At 71.1% G+C, this 16070-nt stretch carries 11 protein-coding genes; 1 reads left to right on the plus strand and 10 read right to left on the minus strand.

The window, feature by feature from the left end:
- Nucleotides 1–214: 214 nt before the first annotated feature.
- Nucleotides 215–1597 carry a dihydrolipoyl dehydrogenase gene (gene lpdA, locus FrCorBMG51_RS19115; protein ID WP_047224429.1) on the minus strand — a complete coding sequence of 461 codons (1383 nt, stop codon included), beginning with the start codon at nucleotides 1595–1597 and terminating at the stop codon, nucleotides 215–217.
- Between the two features lie 153 nt (nucleotides 1598–1750).
- Nucleotides 1751–3388, minus strand: a complete 1638-nt coding sequence (locus tag FrCorBMG51_RS19120) for a leucyl aminopeptidase (protein ID WP_047224430.1) — start codon at nucleotides 3386–3388, stop codon at nucleotides 1751–1753.
- A gap of 752 nt (nucleotides 3389–4140) precedes the next feature.
- Between FrCorBMG51_RS19120 and gcvT the strand changes: the two genes are divergently transcribed.
- Nucleotides 4141–5286: a glycine cleavage system aminomethyltransferase GcvT gene (gcvT, locus tag FrCorBMG51_RS19125; protein ID WP_047224431.1), complete on the plus strand. Its 1146-nt coding sequence runs from the start codon at nucleotides 4141–4143 to the stop codon at nucleotides 5284–5286.
- A 120-nt stretch (nucleotides 5287–5406) separates the two neighbouring features.
- Here gcvT and FrCorBMG51_RS19130 read toward each other — a convergent pair whose 3' ends face one another.
- The 8 genes from FrCorBMG51_RS19130 to FrCorBMG51_RS19170 all read right to left on the minus strand — a co-directional run bounded on the left by FrCorBMG51_RS19130 (nucleotide 5407) and on the right by FrCorBMG51_RS19170 (nucleotide 15689).
- Nucleotides 5407–6246: an adenosylcobinamide-GDP ribazoletransferase gene (locus FrCorBMG51_RS19130; protein WP_047224432.1), complete on the minus strand. Its 840-nt coding sequence runs from the start codon at nucleotides 6244–6246 to the stop codon at nucleotides 5407–5409.
- 34 nt (nucleotides 6247–6280) lie between these two features.
- Complete coding sequence (locus FrCorBMG51_RS19135) at nucleotides 6281–7534, minus strand: nicotinate-nucleotide--dimethylbenzimidazole phosphoribosyltransferase (RefSeq protein ID WP_052914842.1); 1254 nt, start codon at nucleotides 7532–7534, stop codon at nucleotides 6281–6283.
- A gap of 74 nt (nucleotides 7535–7608) precedes the next feature.
- Nucleotides 7609–8628, minus strand: a complete 1020-nt coding sequence (locus FrCorBMG51_RS19140) for a hypothetical protein (RefSeq protein WP_047224433.1) — start codon at nucleotides 8626–8628, stop codon at nucleotides 7609–7611.
- Between the two features lie 1058 nt (nucleotides 8629–9686).
- Nucleotides 9687–10331 carry a TetR/AcrR family transcriptional regulator gene (locus FrCorBMG51_RS19145; RefSeq protein WP_047224434.1) on the minus strand — a complete coding sequence of 215 codons (645 nt, stop codon included), beginning with the start codon at nucleotides 10329–10331 and terminating at the stop codon, nucleotides 9687–9689.
- 365 nt (nucleotides 10332–10696) lie between these two features.
- Nucleotides 10697–11518, minus strand: coding sequence for an SDR family NAD(P)-dependent oxidoreductase (locus tag FrCorBMG51_RS19155; RefSeq protein WP_047224436.1), 822 nt, complete (start codon nucleotides 11516–11518; stop codon nucleotides 10697–10699).
- 327 nt (nucleotides 11519–11845) lie between these two features.
- Nucleotides 11846–12145: a hypothetical protein gene (locus FrCorBMG51_RS19160; RefSeq protein ID WP_047224437.1), complete on the minus strand. Its 300-nt coding sequence runs from the start codon at nucleotides 12143–12145 to the stop codon at nucleotides 11846–11848.
- Nucleotides 12146–13080: 935 nt separating this feature from the next.
- Entirely contained in the window at nucleotides 13081–14442 is a 1362-nt protein-coding gene (locus FrCorBMG51_RS19165) for an NtaA/DmoA family FMN-dependent monooxygenase (RefSeq protein ID WP_047224438.1), read from the minus strand.
- A gap of 50 nt (nucleotides 14443–14492) precedes the next feature.
- Entirely contained in the window at nucleotides 14493–15689 is a 1197-nt protein-coding gene (locus FrCorBMG51_RS19170) for an LLM class flavin-dependent oxidoreductase (RefSeq protein ID WP_047224439.1), read from the minus strand.
- Between the last annotated feature and the right edge of the window lie 381 nt (nucleotides 15690–16070).

The following is a 16070-nucleotide window of genomic DNA, read 5'->3' on the forward strand; positions in this document are numbered from 1 at the left end:
GGCGGGCACCTGCCGCCGCGTCACCGCAGGCCCTGATGGCTGGTGGGCGAGCGGGTACACGATCATGGTGCGTGTCGTGTACCCGCGGGCCCTGGTGACTGCTGCTGGGGCGGGGGGTGTGCGGCGGTGGCCGGCGTCGCGCATCCGTGGCCCCCGATCGATCGGTTGACTGTGTTACCTGTCAGGTATGGGCGTTGGCTGTCAGTGGTGACTGTCAGTTGTGGGAGTGCAGCGGCTTGCCGGCCAGCGCCAGGTGCGCCTCACCGATGGACTCGGACAACGTCGGGTGCGGGTGGATGAGCTGGGCCACCTCGGCGGGCAGCGCCTCCCAGCTGGTGATCAGCTGGGCTTCGGCGATCAGCTCGCCGACCCGGTCGCCGACGATGTGGACGCCCACCACCGGGCCGTCGGGCACGGCCACGAGCGTCACCGCGCCCGCGGTCTGCAGGATCTGCGCCTTGCCGTTGCCCGCCAGGTCGTAGGTCTGGGTGACGACGTCCCCGTAGCGCTGCGCCGCCGCGGCCGAGGTCAGCCCGACCGAGGCCACCTCGGGGTGTGAGTAGGTGACCCGCGGGATGTTGTCGTAGTTGATCGGCGGCGGGTTCAGCCCGGCCAGGCTCTCGGCGAGGAAGATCCCCTCGGCGAAGCCGACATGGGCGAGCTGGAGGCCGGGGCGCAGGTCGCCGATGGCGGAGACGGTCGGCACGTTGGTGCGCAGCTGGTGGTCGACGAGGACGTACCCGCGGTCCGTCGCGATGCCGACCTCCTCGTAGCCCAGCCCCTCCGACACCGGCCCGCGCCCGACCGCCACCAGCAGCAGCTCGGCCTCGATGGTCGTGCCGTCCTCGAGGGTCACCGTGACGCCCTCGTCGGTGGTCTTCACACCGGCGAACCGGGCGCCGAGGTGCTGTTTGATGCCGCGCCGACGGAAGGCCCGCTCCAGCAGCTTGGAGCTGGACTCCTCCTCCAGCGGCACCAGGTGGGGCAGGGCCTCGACGATGGTCACCTCGGCGCCGAAGGAGCGCCACACCGAGGCGAACTCGCAGCCGATCGCGCCGGCGCCGAGCACCACGGCGGATGCCGGCACCCGGTCGAGCCGGAGGGCGTCGTCGCTGGTGATCACCTGGTGGTGGTCGACCTCCAGGCCCGGCAACGACTTCGACTGCGACCCGGTCGCCAGCACGACGTGACGACCAGTAATGATCCTGTCGCCTACGGCAACAGATGTCGGTGACACCAGCCGCCCGTAGCCCTCGACGAGTTCGATGCCACGGGTGTTCACCAGGCCGGTCAGCCCCCGGTAAAGCTTGCTGACCACCGAGTCCTTGTAGGAGTTGACCTTCGCGATGTCGATTCCCTCGAGGGTCGACAGAATCCCGAAGTTACCGCTTTCGTGAATATTGTCCGCGATCTCCGCCGCGTGCAGCAGCGCCTTGGTCGGAATGCACCCGCGATGCAGGCACGTTCCCCCCAGCTTGTCCTTCTCGATCAGAGAAACGGTCAGGCCGAGCTCTGCGGCACGCAGAGCCGTCGCGTAACCGCCGCTGCCGCCGCCGAGGATGACCAGGTCGACGGGACCCGCCGCAGAGTCCACCACGCCAGGTGTCCCTTCTCGTTGACTGGTTGGGATGCGTTCAGTCTTTCATGTCACGTCAGTGCGGCGTCGGAGGTCCGCTGCGACTGTGGTGCATGACGCCGGTATTTCACCGGACCACTTCCGTGCGGTACCCGTTACCCGCTGGTAGTTGGTTCAGCGGACCTCCGGCCGCTGGTTGCCGGCAACGTTCTCGGCAAGTTGGAGCAGGGTCCGGACGATCGCCCCGGTGCCGCCCCTGGGGGTGTGCCCGTACGGTTCGCCGCCGTTCCAGGACGGCCCGGCGATGTCGATGTGCGCCCAGGGGATGTCCTCGGGCACGAAGGTGCTCAGGAAGTGGGCGCCGACGAGCATGCCGCCATCCCGGCCGCCGCCACCGGCGACGTTGGCCAGGTCGGCGACGGTCGAGTCGAGCACCTTGCGCAGCTCCGGCGGCAGCGGCATCGGCCACACCGCCTCGCCGCTGTCACGGGCGGCGTCGACGACCTGGTCGACCGCGCCGCCGCGGCCCATCACCCCGGCGGTGCGCTGCCCCAGGGCGACGATCTGCGCACCGGTGAGGGTGGCGACGTCCACGATCAGGGCGGGGGAGTCCTCGGCGGCGCGGGCGAGGGCGTCGCCGAGAACCAGGCGTCCCTCGGCGTCGGTGTTGAGCACCTCCACCCGGGTGCCGCCGCGCAGGGCCAGGACGTCGCCCGGCCGGATCGCCCCGCCCGAGGGCATGTTCTCCGCCAGCGGCAGCCAGCCGGCGAGGTGGACCGGCAGGTTCAGCCGGGCCGCCGNCAGGTTCAGCCGGGCCGCCGCGACGAGCGTCGCGAGCACCGATGCGGCCCCCGCCATGTCGGCCTTCATCCACTCCATCGCGGTCGGGGGCTTCAGCGACAGGCCGCCCGAGTCGAACGTGATGCCCTTGCCGACGAGGGTGAGCGCGGGCCCCCCGGTGGCCGGCGAACCGGCCGGGCGCCACTCCAGGCGGACGAGGCGGGGTGTGTTCGCCGAGCCCTGGCCCACTCCGAGGATGCCGCCGAACTCGCCGTCGGCCAGCGCCTGCTCGTCGAGCACGTCGACGGTGACGCCCACCTCGCCCGCGCGCCGGGCCGCGATCTCGGCGAACGCTGCCGGCGGCAGATGCCCGGGCGGGGTGTTGACGAGGTCGCGGACGAGGGCCACGGAGTCCGCCACGACACCGGCCCGACGCACCGCGTCGTCGGCGGCGGCCCGGGACGCGCTGTCCACCACGAATGTGATTTCGCTCACAGGTGGGCGGTGGTCGTCCGCGGACGTGGTCCGGAACTCCCGGAAGGCGTAGGCGCCGAGCAGCGATCCCTCCGCGACGGCACGCAGCCGCGCCGGCCCGGGGCTGCCGGCGACGAGAGCGAGGGTGGTGGCCACCCGGGTGGTGCCGGCGAGCGCGCGCACGGCCGCCCCGGCCGCGCGGCGCAGCGTCTCGTGGTCGATGCCGCCGTCGGCCGCCGCCGCGTCCGCGCCCGCCGCCGATGTTCCTGCTGGTGACGGGCCCGTCGCCGGCAGCTGTGACGGCGGCGCGCCGACGCCGACCGCGAGCACCGTCGGGATGCGCAGGGTTCCCAAAGTCGCGAAACGGACCAGGTCGCCGGCCTTGCCAGTGGCCCCCAGGTCAGCGAGAACCGTCGCGAGCCGGCCGCCGAGTGCCGTGTCCAGTTCCTCGGTGCCGCCGAGTGGGATGGGACCGTCCTTGCCCGTCGCGACACCGATCACCAGTACGTCAGCGTCAAGATCCAGTACGGATGAAGTTGTCACGGCAGTCACGGTCATGTCGAGAGACTACGGAACACACCACGAGACGATGCAGAGCCGGGTCCCCCACGCCGTCCCACAGCGCCCGTCCCCGCCCGTGGTGCCGGCCAGCCCCAGCCCCGGGAGCCGAGCCCCAGGAACCGACCGGCCGACGCCGGAACCGTCCCGGGAGCCACTCCCGCAACCGCCTCCGGAGCATCACCGCAGCCTTTCCCCGGAGAGGCCGTTCCCCCGAGAGGCCGTTCCCCGCCCCGTATCCGCATCCCGACCGCGCGTCACCCGCCGACCACGCCGAGTCCCGCAAACCGCCCCGGCCACCCTGAGGAGCGCGAAGGACGTGAATCCACCGCTGTTGGAGCAGCGCCGCGTTCACATCTTCCACATCCTCGCCCCACATCCGCCCATCGATGATCGATGATCTGTTGGCGGCCTGAGTGCGGATGCCTCCAAAAACCTGTAGGACGGGCCTGTGTCATGAGTATCCAAAAACGCTCGAAGGAGGTGTCCCGAGGCGGTTGGGGTGTTCCCGGGCGGGGCGTCTCGACGGGCCGGGTGCACGCTCAGATCTTCGGTGGAAGATCTGGAAACCCCTGCGTGGTGGCCCGCTCTCGAGCTCGGGGTCCCCATGGAGCGGCTCGTGGGTGGGGGTGTTGTTCGTTTCCGGATCTTCGGTGGAAGATCTGGAAACCCCTGCGTGGTGGCCCGCTCTCGAGCTCGGGGTCCCCATGGAGCGGCTCGAGAGCCGCTCCATGGGGCTAGCCTGCCGAGGCATGGGTGAGCTGTTGCAGTCTCCGTTGCACGACCGGCATGTGGCGCTCGGCGCCAAGCTGGCCGACTTCGGCGGATGGGAGATGCCGATCGAGTATCCCGGCGGAGGTGTGCTCAAGGAACACGCGGCGGTCCGGTCCGCGGTCGGGATCTTCGATGTCAGTCATCTCGGCAAGGCGCGCGTGCGCGGCCCCGGCGCCGCGGACCTCGTCGACTCCGCCCTCACCAACGACCTGTCCCGGATCGGCCCGGGGCAGGCCCAGTACACGCTGTGCTGCGATCCGGAGACCGGCGGGGTGGTGGACGACCTGATCGCCTACCTGTACTCCGCGTCGGAGGTCTTCCTGATCCCCAACGCGGCCAACACCGCCGAGGTCGTCCGCCGGCTCGCGGCGGCGTCCCCACCGGAGGTTGCCGTCGAGAACCTGCACACGGCCTTCGGCGTGATCGCGGTCCAGGGTCCGGCCGCGCCGGAGCTGGTGTCCGCGCTCGGCCTGCCGGTCGACGGTGCCTACATGAGCTTCACGTCGGCCGGCTGGAAGGGCGCTGGCCCTGACAGCGCGGGCGGTGGTGGTGGCGACGGCACCCACGGGGAGATCGTCGTGTGCCGTTCGGGCTACACCGGTGAACGCGGATTCGAGCTCGTGACGCGCTGGGCGGACACCCCGGCGGTGTGGGACGCGCTGCTGGCGGCCGGGGCGTCCGTGGGGGCGCGGCCGTGCGGTCTCGGCGCCCGCGACACCCTGCGGACCGAGATGGGCTACCCGCTGCACGGCCAGGACCTCTCGCCGTCGATCACCCCGGTGCAGGCGCGGGCCGGCTGGGCGGTGGGCTGGAACAAGCCGCGGTTCTGGGGCCGGGACGCGCTGCTGGCGGAGCGGAGCGCGGGCCCGGCGCGGCTGCTGTGGGGGCTGCGTTCGACAGACCGGGGCATCCCACGGCCGCACATGGCCGTGTACGACCTGGCCGGCGGGCGGGTGGGCGAGGTCACCAGCGGGACGTTCTCGCCGACGTTGCGGACCGGTATCGGCCTCGCCCTGCTCGACCGCGGCGTCGCCGAAGGGGACACCGTCCGGGTGGACGTGCGGGGCCGGCCGTCGGCGATGACCGTGCTGCGGCCACCGTTCGTCGACTCCTCCCCGAAGTGAGGGCTGAACCCGAAGTGAGGGCTGAAGTGCCCTGGAGCGGTGCTGTGGCCTGGTGTTCCTACTACCACCGCCGAATGAGATACCGCTGGACCACCGGCTGGATGATGCCGGGGCGGTGCCTCAGATCGTAGGGACGCCCAGGGCCATGAACACCAGGGTGACAGTCGCCGTGATCTCGACGAGGGCGCCGAGCACGTCCCCGGTGATGCCGCCGAGATAGCCGACCAGGTAGCGCCGCAGCAGCCAGCCCGCCGCGGTGCCCACGGCCACCGCGGCCACCGCGCGCGCGGCCTGGCCGGGGCTGCCGCCACCACCGTCGACGTCCACGTCGAGCAGGCCGTCGACGCCCAGCAGCCCGGCGCCGGCTGCGACCGTGAGCACGGCGAGCACGGAGCAGACGGCCTGTCGCGGCCGCACGGAACCGGCGACGAGGGCGCCGAGCCCGTTCGGGTGCGCCGCGGGGATGCCGCCGGTACAGGCCAGGGTGGCCGCCAGCCGTCCGGTCATCGCCGCGACCAGGATCGACAGGCTGCCCCGGTGCTCCCCGATCGCCAGCGACAGCGCCGCGACCTGGACCAGGACGGCGAAGATCAGCGCCAGCGCGCCGAACGCGCCCAGCCGCGAGTCCCGCATGGCCGCCAGCGCCCGCTCCCGGCCGGCGCCGATGCCGTCGGCGACGTCGGCGAGCCCGTCCAGGTGCAGGCCGCGGGTGAGCAGCGCCAGGGCGGCGATCCCGATGGCGGCCGGGAGCAGGTGCCCGGCCGGGGCTTCCGGCGTCGCCGCGGGCACCTTCGTGAGAAGTTGGAAGCCGGCCGTGACGACGGCGGCGATACCCCCCAGGACGAGGCCGACCAGCGGCGCGAGCGCCATGGCCCGGCCCATGGTGGGCCGGTCGAGCGCGACCCGTCCCCGGACGGGCAGTAGCGAAAGCAGGGAGAAGACCGTCCGCGTGGCGAGCATTGGCCGCCCGCGTCAGGCGCCCGNGCCGCCCGCGTCAGGCGCCCGCCGTCCCGGGCGTGTCGCTCGGGACGGCTGCGGTGCCGTTGGACGCTGGCCCGCTGAGGGCAGCGTCGCTGGGGGGCGGGCCGGTGGGAGCTGCCCCGGCGGTCTTGTCACTGACCCCGGCCTGGTCGAACGTGGCCATCTCGGCGAGTGTCGCCTGGGCGGCCACCAGCAGGTGGACAGCGAGCAGCGCGCCGGTGCCCTCGCCGAGGCGCAGGCCGAGGTCCAGCAGGGGATCAAAGCCCAGCGACGTCAGCGTGAGCTTCTGCGCCGGCTCGGTCGACCGGGTGCCCGCGATCCACCAGGTCTTCGACCCGGGCGCGTACGCCTCGGCGGCCAGCGCCGCGGCGCAGACCACGACCCCGTCGAGCACCACCGGGGTGCGGCGGACGGCGGCCTGCACCAGCAGGCCGGCCAGCGCGGCGAGGTCGGCGCCGCCGATCACCCGCAGCAGGGCGAGCGGATCGGCGGCGTACGGCCGGCCGCGGCGCATCGCGTCCCGGATCGCCGCGGTCTTGAGCATCCACCGGGTGTCGTCGATGCCGGTGCCGCGGCCGACGGTCTCGATCGGTTCCCGGTCGAGCAGGGTGGCGACGATCGCCGCGGACGGAGTGGTGTTCCCGATGCCCATCTCGCCGGGGACCAGCAGGTCGGCGCCGGCGTCGACCTCCTCGTCGACGATCGTCCGGCCGATGTCGAACGCGCGGGCGGCCTCCTCGGCGGTGAGGGCGTCCTCGACGTCGATGCGCCCGCTGCCGCGCCGGACCCGGTAGCGGCTGGTGACGTTGACCGCGTCCACGCCGCCGGCCGCCGGCGCGCTCGTGCCCGCTGCTGGCTCCGTACCCGCTGCTGCCGTATCGCCTGCTGCTGCCGTATCGCCCGCTGCGCCGGCCGGGGGCGGCACCGGCTCGTCGCTGTCCACGCTGACGTCCACGACCCGCACGGACGCGCCGACCGTGCGGGCCAGCACGTTCACCGCGGCGCCGCCGGCGGCGAAGTTCGCCACCATCTGCGCGGTGACCTCCGGTGGGAAGGCCGAGACACCCGTCCGCGCGATGCCGTGATCGCCGGCGATGATCACAGCCCGGATGCGCCGGAAGGGCCTGGGCGGGCAGACCCCCTGCACTCCGGCGAGCCAGACCGAGATCTCCTCCAGACGCCCGAGAGCGCCCGGAGGCTTGGTCAGCATTGCCTGCCGCTGCCGGGCGGCAGCCATCGCGTCGGCGTCGAGCGCTGGGATCCGCACAGCGTCTTTATTACCCGATGTGCCACCGGACGCCGCCGGATGCCTGTGTCCCAACGGATATCCGACAGATTTCGTCAGGCCGGGACCCCGTCCGAGGAACCGCCCCAGGCCGAGGTCAACGCGACCAGGTCGGACCAGTCGGCGCCGTGCCGGGCGGCCCCGTCGGCGAGCTGGGCCACCTCGCTGCTCATCCAGGCCGCCGGCCGGCCGGACGAGGCGGCCACCGCGCCGGTGACATGATGCTCGGCCTCATCGACGTCCGGCCGCTCCCGGCGCAGCGCCGCGTCCGCGCAGATGACGTGCACCAGCGGAGCCAGGCAGCCGACACCCTGGTCCCGGCCCTCGGTGCCGTCCACGCCACCGACCCGCTCACGGGCCTCGGCCAGGAACGGCGCGGCCGCGTAGACCTGCCCGGCCAGGACGAGGGCGCTGGCGGCCATCGTCACGAACAGCGCCGGATGGTAGCTGTCGAGGGAGTAGGCGGGGGCACCGTGTTTCTCGGCGGGTAGCCGGCTCATCAGCTCCTGCGCCCGGCCGATCGTGGCGACGGTACCGAGGGCGTCGCCGAGGCGCGCCCGCGCGCCGGCCTCGGCGACCGCCAGCATCACGGCGACGGGGGTGTTGCCCGCGTACCGCTGCCCCTCCACGGCGAGCGCCAACGCGCTCCGCCAGCGTTGCAGCCCCCGCGCGGCCATCGCCCGCACGGCGTGGGCGTGCGCGATCGTCGGCCAGTCCCCGATACTCGCGGCGACCGACTCGGCCTGGGTCAGCGCGCGCAGCCCGGAGCAGATGTCACCGGCGTCGATGAGCGCGTTGCCCTCCAGCACGAGGGTGCGGGAGTGCAGAGCCTGCCAGTCGTGCCTGGTACGGACCGCCCCCGCCTGGGACGCGGCGATGTGGCGGCCCAGGTTCCACGCCTGCAGGGCCGTCTGCGCCGGGGCGGTGGACCCGTAGCCGCCGACCAACGCCCGCATGGCGGTGGTAAGCCCGGTCAGGTCCTGCGCGACCCGGGCGCGCCCGGGGAAGGCGCTCACCAGCTGTCCCGCCGCGACGAGCCCGGCGACCACCCCGAGCCTGCGCCGATCGACGCCCATACGCGACTCCAGATGTTCGCGATGTCCGCCTGACAGCCCCAGTCTCCGACGTTGTCGGGATCATGTCGATGGCCCGGTTGTGTCAACATCCCGGCCGTGCCGATGCCTCTCACTCCCCGTCATGTCAGTGGGGGCCGCCGACGCGGCCCGAGTTTCCGGTGTGCTCCCGGGTTCCCTCGCGCGTTCCCGGGTCTCCTGTCGCGCTTCCGGGCTCCCGTTCCGCCCTTCCGGGGGCCCGGCTGTCGCATGACGCGCGAAAACATGACCGTGACAGGCTGTGATCATGTCGGCTCGGTCGCGGGTCAGGTGCCGGAGGTCGCCGCCGCTAACGAATTATCGGCTCCTCGCTGTAACGCCCTCCGACCCACCCCATCCCCAGCGCCCCCGCCGCGCCGTCCCCGCCCCGTCCCAGGAGGTCGCACCCACATCAGCCCCGCACAAAATCCGGTCCCGGGCGTCCCCCACAGGTAGTTCTCCGGTATGTCCTACCGGCGTCGTAATGGTGCTGTAATCAGGCGGAAGATCGGTGGTGTTGCCCGCCCGTCATCCCTCGCCGCCGCGGCTGTGGTGGCGTTCGCGGTTGTGTCGCCGGCAGCGCGTCGAGGGGGATTCGATCCAGCTCGGGGATGGGCGCGGCCGGGTCGGGCGGCTGGTAGCCGGGGTCCGGCCTGCCAAGATCGTCAGGCTCGAATCGGCGTAGCCCGACCGACCGCCACAGCGGCGAACGGACGTCGCCCCCCGGAGTTCTTGTACCTCCCATCCGCCAGGACGGTGACCCACTCGCCATCTGGGAGGGGACAGCGGGTCGCGGGCAGACGCCCGGTGGCGGTGTCCCACAGGCGTGCGGTGTGGTCCCGGCTGCCTGTGGTGAGGGGGATGCGCTGTCGTTGTTATGGTTCGGCGGTGGAGACGACAATCCGTGCCGCGAACGGCGCCACGCTGTGGTGCTGTGTCACCGGCAGAGGCCCGCGGACCGCAGCCACCCTGCTTGCCCGAGACCGTGTGGATCAACCAGCCAATCCCACAGCCAACAGCCAATCGGGTCACGACCAACTGTCTCACGTGACTTGACAGCTTCCGAGCTGGGCCAGGACTTCCGGGTCGAGTTCGATGTTCTGATCGAGTGAAAGTACGGTGCCCAGGGCCGCGATCAGCGCGTTGGCGGCCAGCGCGACGATCGTGTCGACGGACGTGTCGCCGTGGTCGAGGCGATCGAGCATCAGCTCATCGAACTGGGCGACCCAGCTTCGCATGGCGGCGCGCAGGACCGGGGGTGGCTCACCATGGACACCGATCCGATGCAGGATTCGGCTGGCGCCGCTCCAACGAAGCTCATCGAACATCGCGCGCATGCCCGGGTCTGCGCCGAGGTCGCCTCGGAGCAGGGCGAGGAACCCTGACCGGTGAGAATCGATGTAGTCGACGTGGCGGCGAAGCGCGTTGTGGAGTTGTTCAGTGAGTGTTTCGCCCTCGACTGGGCTGTCCTGCTCGGCGGCGAGCTCGTTCCGGATGTCGTCCATCACGGCCAGGTACAGCCCACGCTTGTTCCCGAAGTGGTGCGCGATGAGTCCGTAGGAGACCCCCGCCTTCTTCGCGATCTCGGTGGTGGTGACGTCGTCGTACGACCTCGTGCCGAAGAGCTGACGCGCTGCCTCGAGGAGCAGCCGACGACGGTCCGCAGTCGCACCCACATTGCTGGTCATGGTGGGCAAACGCTAGTTGACGGGTTATGGGCCTTCATCCACCAAGTGGCTAACGGTCCGCTCCGGTGGCCGCGTAGCGTCGCTACGGCCCTTACGGCGGCCATGGAGATACCGGCCGATGGCCGTGGTAGAGCCGCAGCGCACCGTACGCGTGGCCCGCGTTGGCGGTCCCCGTCTCCCGCCGGAACCAGGGGGCGGCGACCAGGCCGAGCTTCGTCTCCAGCGACTTCGGGACGGCGAAGTGTGCGACGGGTGCTGTGCCGACGTGAGCGAAAGCGGCGAGGGCGCCAGCACGTTCGTGGCGCCGGGCCAGGACGGTAGGCCGGGCCAGGACGATAGGCGACGATAGGCATGGTGGCATTTCCTCAGGGCTCGCTGGGCAGGGCGTTGGCCGTGTCGATTCGGCGTCCGGCGAGGTGGGCGACCACGCGACCGGTGACAGGAAGTTCCAGGGGGACCAGCGCGTAGGGCGGATAGACCAGCCGCTTGCTTCCGCGCTCAAGGGCCCGCACGATCGCGGCCGCCATCGAGTCCGCCGAGACCGGTGGAATCGTCTTCGGGACGCTGCCGCGCCACGGGAGCTCGTCCACGTCGCGGAGAGCCGTGTCAGTGCCGCCCGGGATCACCTCGAGCACACGGATCGGCGTGGTGGCGAGCTCCTCGCGCAGCGATCGCGTCGCCTGCCCGAGGGCGGCCTTCGATGACGCGTAGTACCCCAGCAGCGGCAGGGGAACCGACTGAATCGTCGAGGTGACGTTGACAACGGTGCCACGTCCTTGGGCGCGCATCGCGGGGATCAGCGCGGCACTGAGTGCGATCGGCGCCCAGAAGTTCGTCTCGAAGACAGCGCGGGCGGCCTCGGTATCGGAGTGCAGGCTGAGCGCGCCGGTCAGGCTCGTCCCCGCATTGTTGATCAGGACGTCGACCGCACCGAGCTCCCCGAGCGCGCGGTGCGCCACGTCGGTCGCCGATTCGGCCGAGGCGAGGTCGGCGGTCAGGACGACCGGGGGCGCGGCGCCCGTCGCGGAGATCTCCACGGCGAGCCCGTCGAGCAGGTGGGTGCGTCGAGCCACGAGTGCGAGGTGTGCGCCCTTGGCCGCGAGCTGTGTGGCCAGGGATCGTCCGATGCCGCTGCACGCTCCGGTCAGCAGCACACGCCTTCCGGCAACGGGGTCGTGAGTTCTCACAGCAGGGTTCCTCTTTCCGGTGCGGCTCGACGGACTGCACGTGGCGGTGTCTCGCCCCGTCGTGTCTTGTGCATTGACGCTTCAGCAGGTGCCACTTAGCATCCTGGTTGATTGATAATCAGTCGACAGGAGTCATGGAATGCGGTCACTCAGGGAATCGGGCTCTTCTCAGTTGGCCGGAATCGAACGGGCCTGCCGGCAGAACGGTGCATCGGCCAGCACGGGGGCTGTTTCTGCAGGTCAAGGCTGCTGCCCTGGCGGCCAGCTGAAGATCTTCTGACAGCCTCTGACGTAGCGGGTGATTCCCCATGGTTTTCTGGGGTCTGGCTACTCACCGCCGATGGTGTGGCCGGTGAGGAGGTTGGAGGTGAACCGGGCGATGTTGTGGGCGAGCCCGGGGTCCGCGCGTGGGTGTGGAGTCTCTGATCTCGTCAGATGAAGGACCGTGGCCAGGGTCTCCTCGACGAGGTCGGCGGCCGTGGCGAGGCCCCATGCGCGGCCCTCTTTCACGAGATGGTCGAGGGCGATGGCGGCGTGGCGGTATTCGCCGGCAACGGCAAGAGCGACTTCTCCGTCGTTGGACTGGTGTGCCTGCGGCACCATGTCGTAGGCGGGGCTGAGGGTCATCGACGCGGTCAAAGGGCATCTGAAGGCAATAAAGATCTTGAGTGGGCGCTGCCGTGAGCTTCGGAGACTGCCTCCGTCCGGGAGTGTCGGGTCATCTGGTGTTCTGGCGTACGTTGGCGGCGGGCTGGGCTGCGGCAGGGCGGGGCTATCGGGCCAGGGAGCGCCGTTCCCCACGCCGTCCCACGCCCACGCTGCTGGGTCGTCCGCCTTCGTGTGTGTACAGCCGCGCCCGTAGGTGAAAATCGTGGTTATGGCGACGGTTTTCCGCCCACGGCCTCCGCGCCTGTAGGTGAAAACCGTGGCTGCTACAGCGGTTTCCACCTACGGCTGGTGAGTGTCGGCGGGGGATCGGGGTGGGCGCACCGTTCCGCGGCCTGCGCGAGTCGCGAGCCATGGCGGAGACAGGGCGTCAGCGGAGCGTCGCTGAAAGCGGTGCGCTCCAGCGCCGCTTTTCCGTGTCTCGGCTGTTCGGGCGTCTCAGGCGGCGGCGTAGCGGTTGGCGGGTCTGGGCCAGCCTGAGAAGGCCACGCAGCGTTTCAGCCTCGTAGGCGGTGCGGAACACGCCACGGTTGCTGGAGTTCGGGGACCAGCGCGCGGGTGATCGCCTCCAGCGCCTATGCCAGGCAGGACCCACCCGATCTTGATCGCGCCCTGGCTCTCGGTACCGCTACTATCGACCTCCTCACCGAGGAGGTCGATTCGGCCCGATGCGTCGGTCACATCACCCGTCTGACCACCCATCTTGCGCCGCACAGCCGGAAACCGGCGGTCCGAGAATTTCTCGGCCGCGCCGAAGAACTCATCTCTGCACCGTCCGCCAGCTCTGTATAGCTGGCAAAGGTGGCGACGAATTCAGCGTTGGCGCGGACCATCGCGGCGAAGATGTGGTGGTCCGGCGGGTTGTTGGTCGCACCTTCGATGAAGGGCTCGTGGTTTCAGGCGGCGGCGGAGGCGGGGGTGTTGGGGGTGGGGAGGCCGAGGTTGTCGCGCAGGGTCGTGCCGGTGTATTCGGCGCGTAGGGAGCCGCGTTCCTGCAGGAGTGGCACCACCTTGTCGACGAACTCGTCCAGGCCGGTGGGGGTCAGGTGGGAGCCGAGGATGAAGCCGTCCGAGCCGTCGTTCTGGACGAAGGAGTCGATGCGTTCGGCCACCTGCGCCGGTGTGCCGATGAACTCGGTGCGGCTGAAGACGTGGATGGCCAGCTCGCGCAGCGAGTAGTTGTTCGCCTCGGCCAGCGCCCGCCAGTTGGCCACCGTCTCGTGCGGGTCCTGGGCCAGGCGCGCCCGGCCCTGGATCACCAGGGGGGCGTCCGGGTCGGGGTCGACATCAGGCAGCGGGCCGTCGGGGTCGTAGCCGGAGAGGTCACGGTTCCAGACGGTCTCGAGCAGGATCTGCGCCGTCCGGCCGCTGACCTGCGTCCGGGTGATCTCCCGGTGCCGTTCGACGGCTTCGGCCTCGGTGTCGCCGAGCACGAACGACGCCGAGGGCAGCAGCCTGACCGAGCCGGCCGGGCGGCCCTGGCGCAGCGCCCGAGCCTGGATGTCCTGGTAGAACTCGCGCGCCTCGGGCAGGTGGCGGTAGGGGGAGAAGATCGCGTCCGCGCTGCCGGCCGCGAAGTCCCGGCCCTGCGGGGACACCCCGGCCTGCAGGACGACCGGACGGCCCTGGGGGCTGCGGGGGACGTTGAAGCGCCCGGAGATGTCGAACTGCTCGCCGTGCTGGCTGAACGCGCCCACGCTGTCGTCGCGGACGAACCGCCCGCTGCTCCTGTCGGCCACCACGGCGTCGGCGGGCCAGGAGTCCCAGAGCTTCCGGGCGGTGGCGAGGAACTCGCCCGCGCGGACGTAGCGGTCGTCGCGGTGCAGGAAGCCGCCGCGGCGGAAGTTCTGCCCGGTGAAGGCGCCGAAGGAGGTCACCACGTTCCAGCCGGCCCGTCCGCCGGAGAGGTGGTCCAGCGAGGCGAGCTGCCGGGCCAGTTCGTACGGCTCGTTGAAGGTGGCGTTGATGGTGCCGATCAGGCCGAGGTGTTCGGTCACCGCGGCCAGCGCGGCGAGCACCGGCAGGGTGTCCGGCCGGCCGACGATGTCCTGGTCGAAGATCAGGCCGAGCCGTTCACGCAGGATCAGGCCCTCGGCGAGGAAGAAGAAGTCGAACCTGCCGCGTTCGGCGGTCCGGGCCAGGTGCTGGAACGAGGAGAACGCGATCTGGCTGCCGGCGGCCGGGTCGGACCACACCGTGTGGTGGTTCACGCCACCGAGGTAGGCACCGAGGATGATCTGCTTGCGGGGCTTGCTCATGCGTAACGCTCCAGGCGCTCGATATCGGCCGGCGGGCCGGCCGGTGGTCGTCAGGCGGCGGCGTAGCGGTTGGCAGGCCTGGGCAGCCCGAGCAGGCCGCGCAGCGTGTCCGCCTCGTAGGCGGTGCGGAACAGGCCGCGCTGCTGTAGTTCCGGGACCAGCGCGCGGGTGATCGCCTCCAGGTCGTGCGGGATCGCCCCGGGCCGCAGCCGGAAGCCGGACAGGCCCGCGCGCTGCCAGTCCCGCAGCAGGTCGGCGAGTTCGGCGGGGGTGCCGGTGAACACCAGCGCGTCGCTGCCGTACTCGCTGCCGGCCAGCTCGTCCAGGCGCCTGCGGCGGTCGTTCGCCGCTGTCGCGGCGGTGTCGAGGAAGACGACGAGATCACCGAAGACGTGCACGTTCTCCGTCCGTCCGGCGGAGTGCTGCTCGGCCCGGATCTCCTCGACGATCGCGCGCGCGTCGTAGGTGTCCCGCGGGGTCACGTAGACGACGTCGGCCGAGCGGGCACCGAACCGGTAGGGCAGCGTGCTGTGCGCGAGCGCGGTGACCAGCGGCTGCCCCTGCGGTGGCCGCGGCACGATCGACGGGCCGCGGACGCTGAACCACCTGCCCTTGAAATCGATGTAGTGCAGTTTCTCGCGGTCGATGAACCGACCGGTGGCGGCGTCGCGGATCTCCGCGTCGTCCTCCCAGCTGTCCCACAGCCGGCGGACCACCTCGACGAAGTCGCCGGCCTCCTCGAAGTGCTCGGCGACCAGCGCCTGGCCCTCGGGTGTCGCGTAGTCCTCGAGCCGCAGGCGGGGGATGTCGCGGCGGCCGAAATGGGAGTTCTCGCTGGGACGCGACAGCTGCGCCCGCCAGCCGGCCCGGCCGGTGCTGACGTAGTCCAGGGTCGCTACCGCCTTCGAGACGTGGAACGGCTCGGTGTGGGTGACGGTCGCGGTCGGGACGAGCCCGATGTGTGCGGTCAGCGGCGCGACCCGGGAGGCGATCAGCAGCGCGTCCAGGCGCCCGCGCACCTGGTCGGTCCGCCCGTCCGGCCCGTCATAGCGGGAGGACTGCACGCCAAGGGCGTCCTCGATGGTGACGAAGTCCAGCAGCCCGCGCTGGGCCTCGGCGACCAGGTCGACCCAGTAGCGCGGGGTGAACAGCTCGAGCGGGCGCGCCCGCGGCTCCCGCCAGGCCGCGGGATGCCAGCCGGTACCGTCCAGCGCGACGGCGAGATGAAGTGGAAAGAGCGCGGGCATCAGACGTGTTGTCCCCTTCTCTTCTTTTTCTCTTTTTTACTTCTCGGGTGTTTCCTGGGTGCTTCCCGGGTGCCGGGTGTGTCTCGTCGGCCGGCAGGGTTCCGTGACGGCGTGGGAAACGGCCGATGCAATGGCATCGAAACGGCGTCCGACACGGGGTGTCGATCGGTGTCCGCTCATCTCGGCAGGCCGCCGGCAGCACGGTCGGATCTTTTTGCTTCCGGGCCCGGGTTACCTTCCGGATCGCAGTCGCTGCCTTTCCTCGCCGACGCCGCTGGTCAACAGGTGTCAGATACGGGAAATCGGAACACGGCCGCTGGGAAAGCGGGACGGCATGAACGACGTGAACGGCATGTATACAGGCCTGACATCGTCGTACCG

Source organism: Protofrankia coriariae, from assembly GCF_001017755.1.
GTDB classification, from domain to species: Bacteria; Actinomycetota; Actinomycetes; order Frankiales; family Frankiaceae; genus Protofrankia; species Protofrankia coriariae.

Excerpts from the sequence above, each read along its gene's own strand:
- FrCorBMG51_RS19130 (WP_047224432.1), bottom strand. The coding sequence starts at position 6,246 with ATGCTCGCCACGCGGACGGTCTTCTCCCTGCTTTCGCTACTGCCCGTC.
- FrCorBMG51_RS19170 (WP_047224439.1), bottom strand. The coding sequence starts at position 15,689 with ATGCCCGCGCTCTTTCCACTTCATCTCGCCGTCGCGCTGGACGGTACC.
- FrCorBMG51_RS19160 (WP_047224437.1), bottom strand. The coding sequence starts at position 12,145 with ATGACCCTCAGCCCCGCCTACGACATGGTGCCGCAGGCACACCAGTCC.
- FrCorBMG51_RS19145 (WP_047224434.1), bottom strand. The coding sequence starts at position 10,331 with ATGACCAGCAATGTGGGTGCGACTGCGGACCGTCGTCGGCTGCTCCTC.
- FrCorBMG51_RS19140 (WP_047224433.1), bottom strand. The coding sequence starts at position 8,628 with ATGGGCGTCGATCGGCGCAGGCTCGGGGTGGTCGCCGGGCTCGTCGCG.
- gcvT (WP_047224431.1), top strand. The coding sequence starts at position 4,141 with ATGGGTGAGCTGTTGCAGTCTCCGTTGCACGACCGGCATGTGGCGCTC.
- FrCorBMG51_RS19165 (WP_047224438.1), bottom strand. The coding sequence starts at position 14,442 with ATGAGCAAGCCCCGCAAGCAGATCATCCTCGGTGCCTACCTCGGTGGC.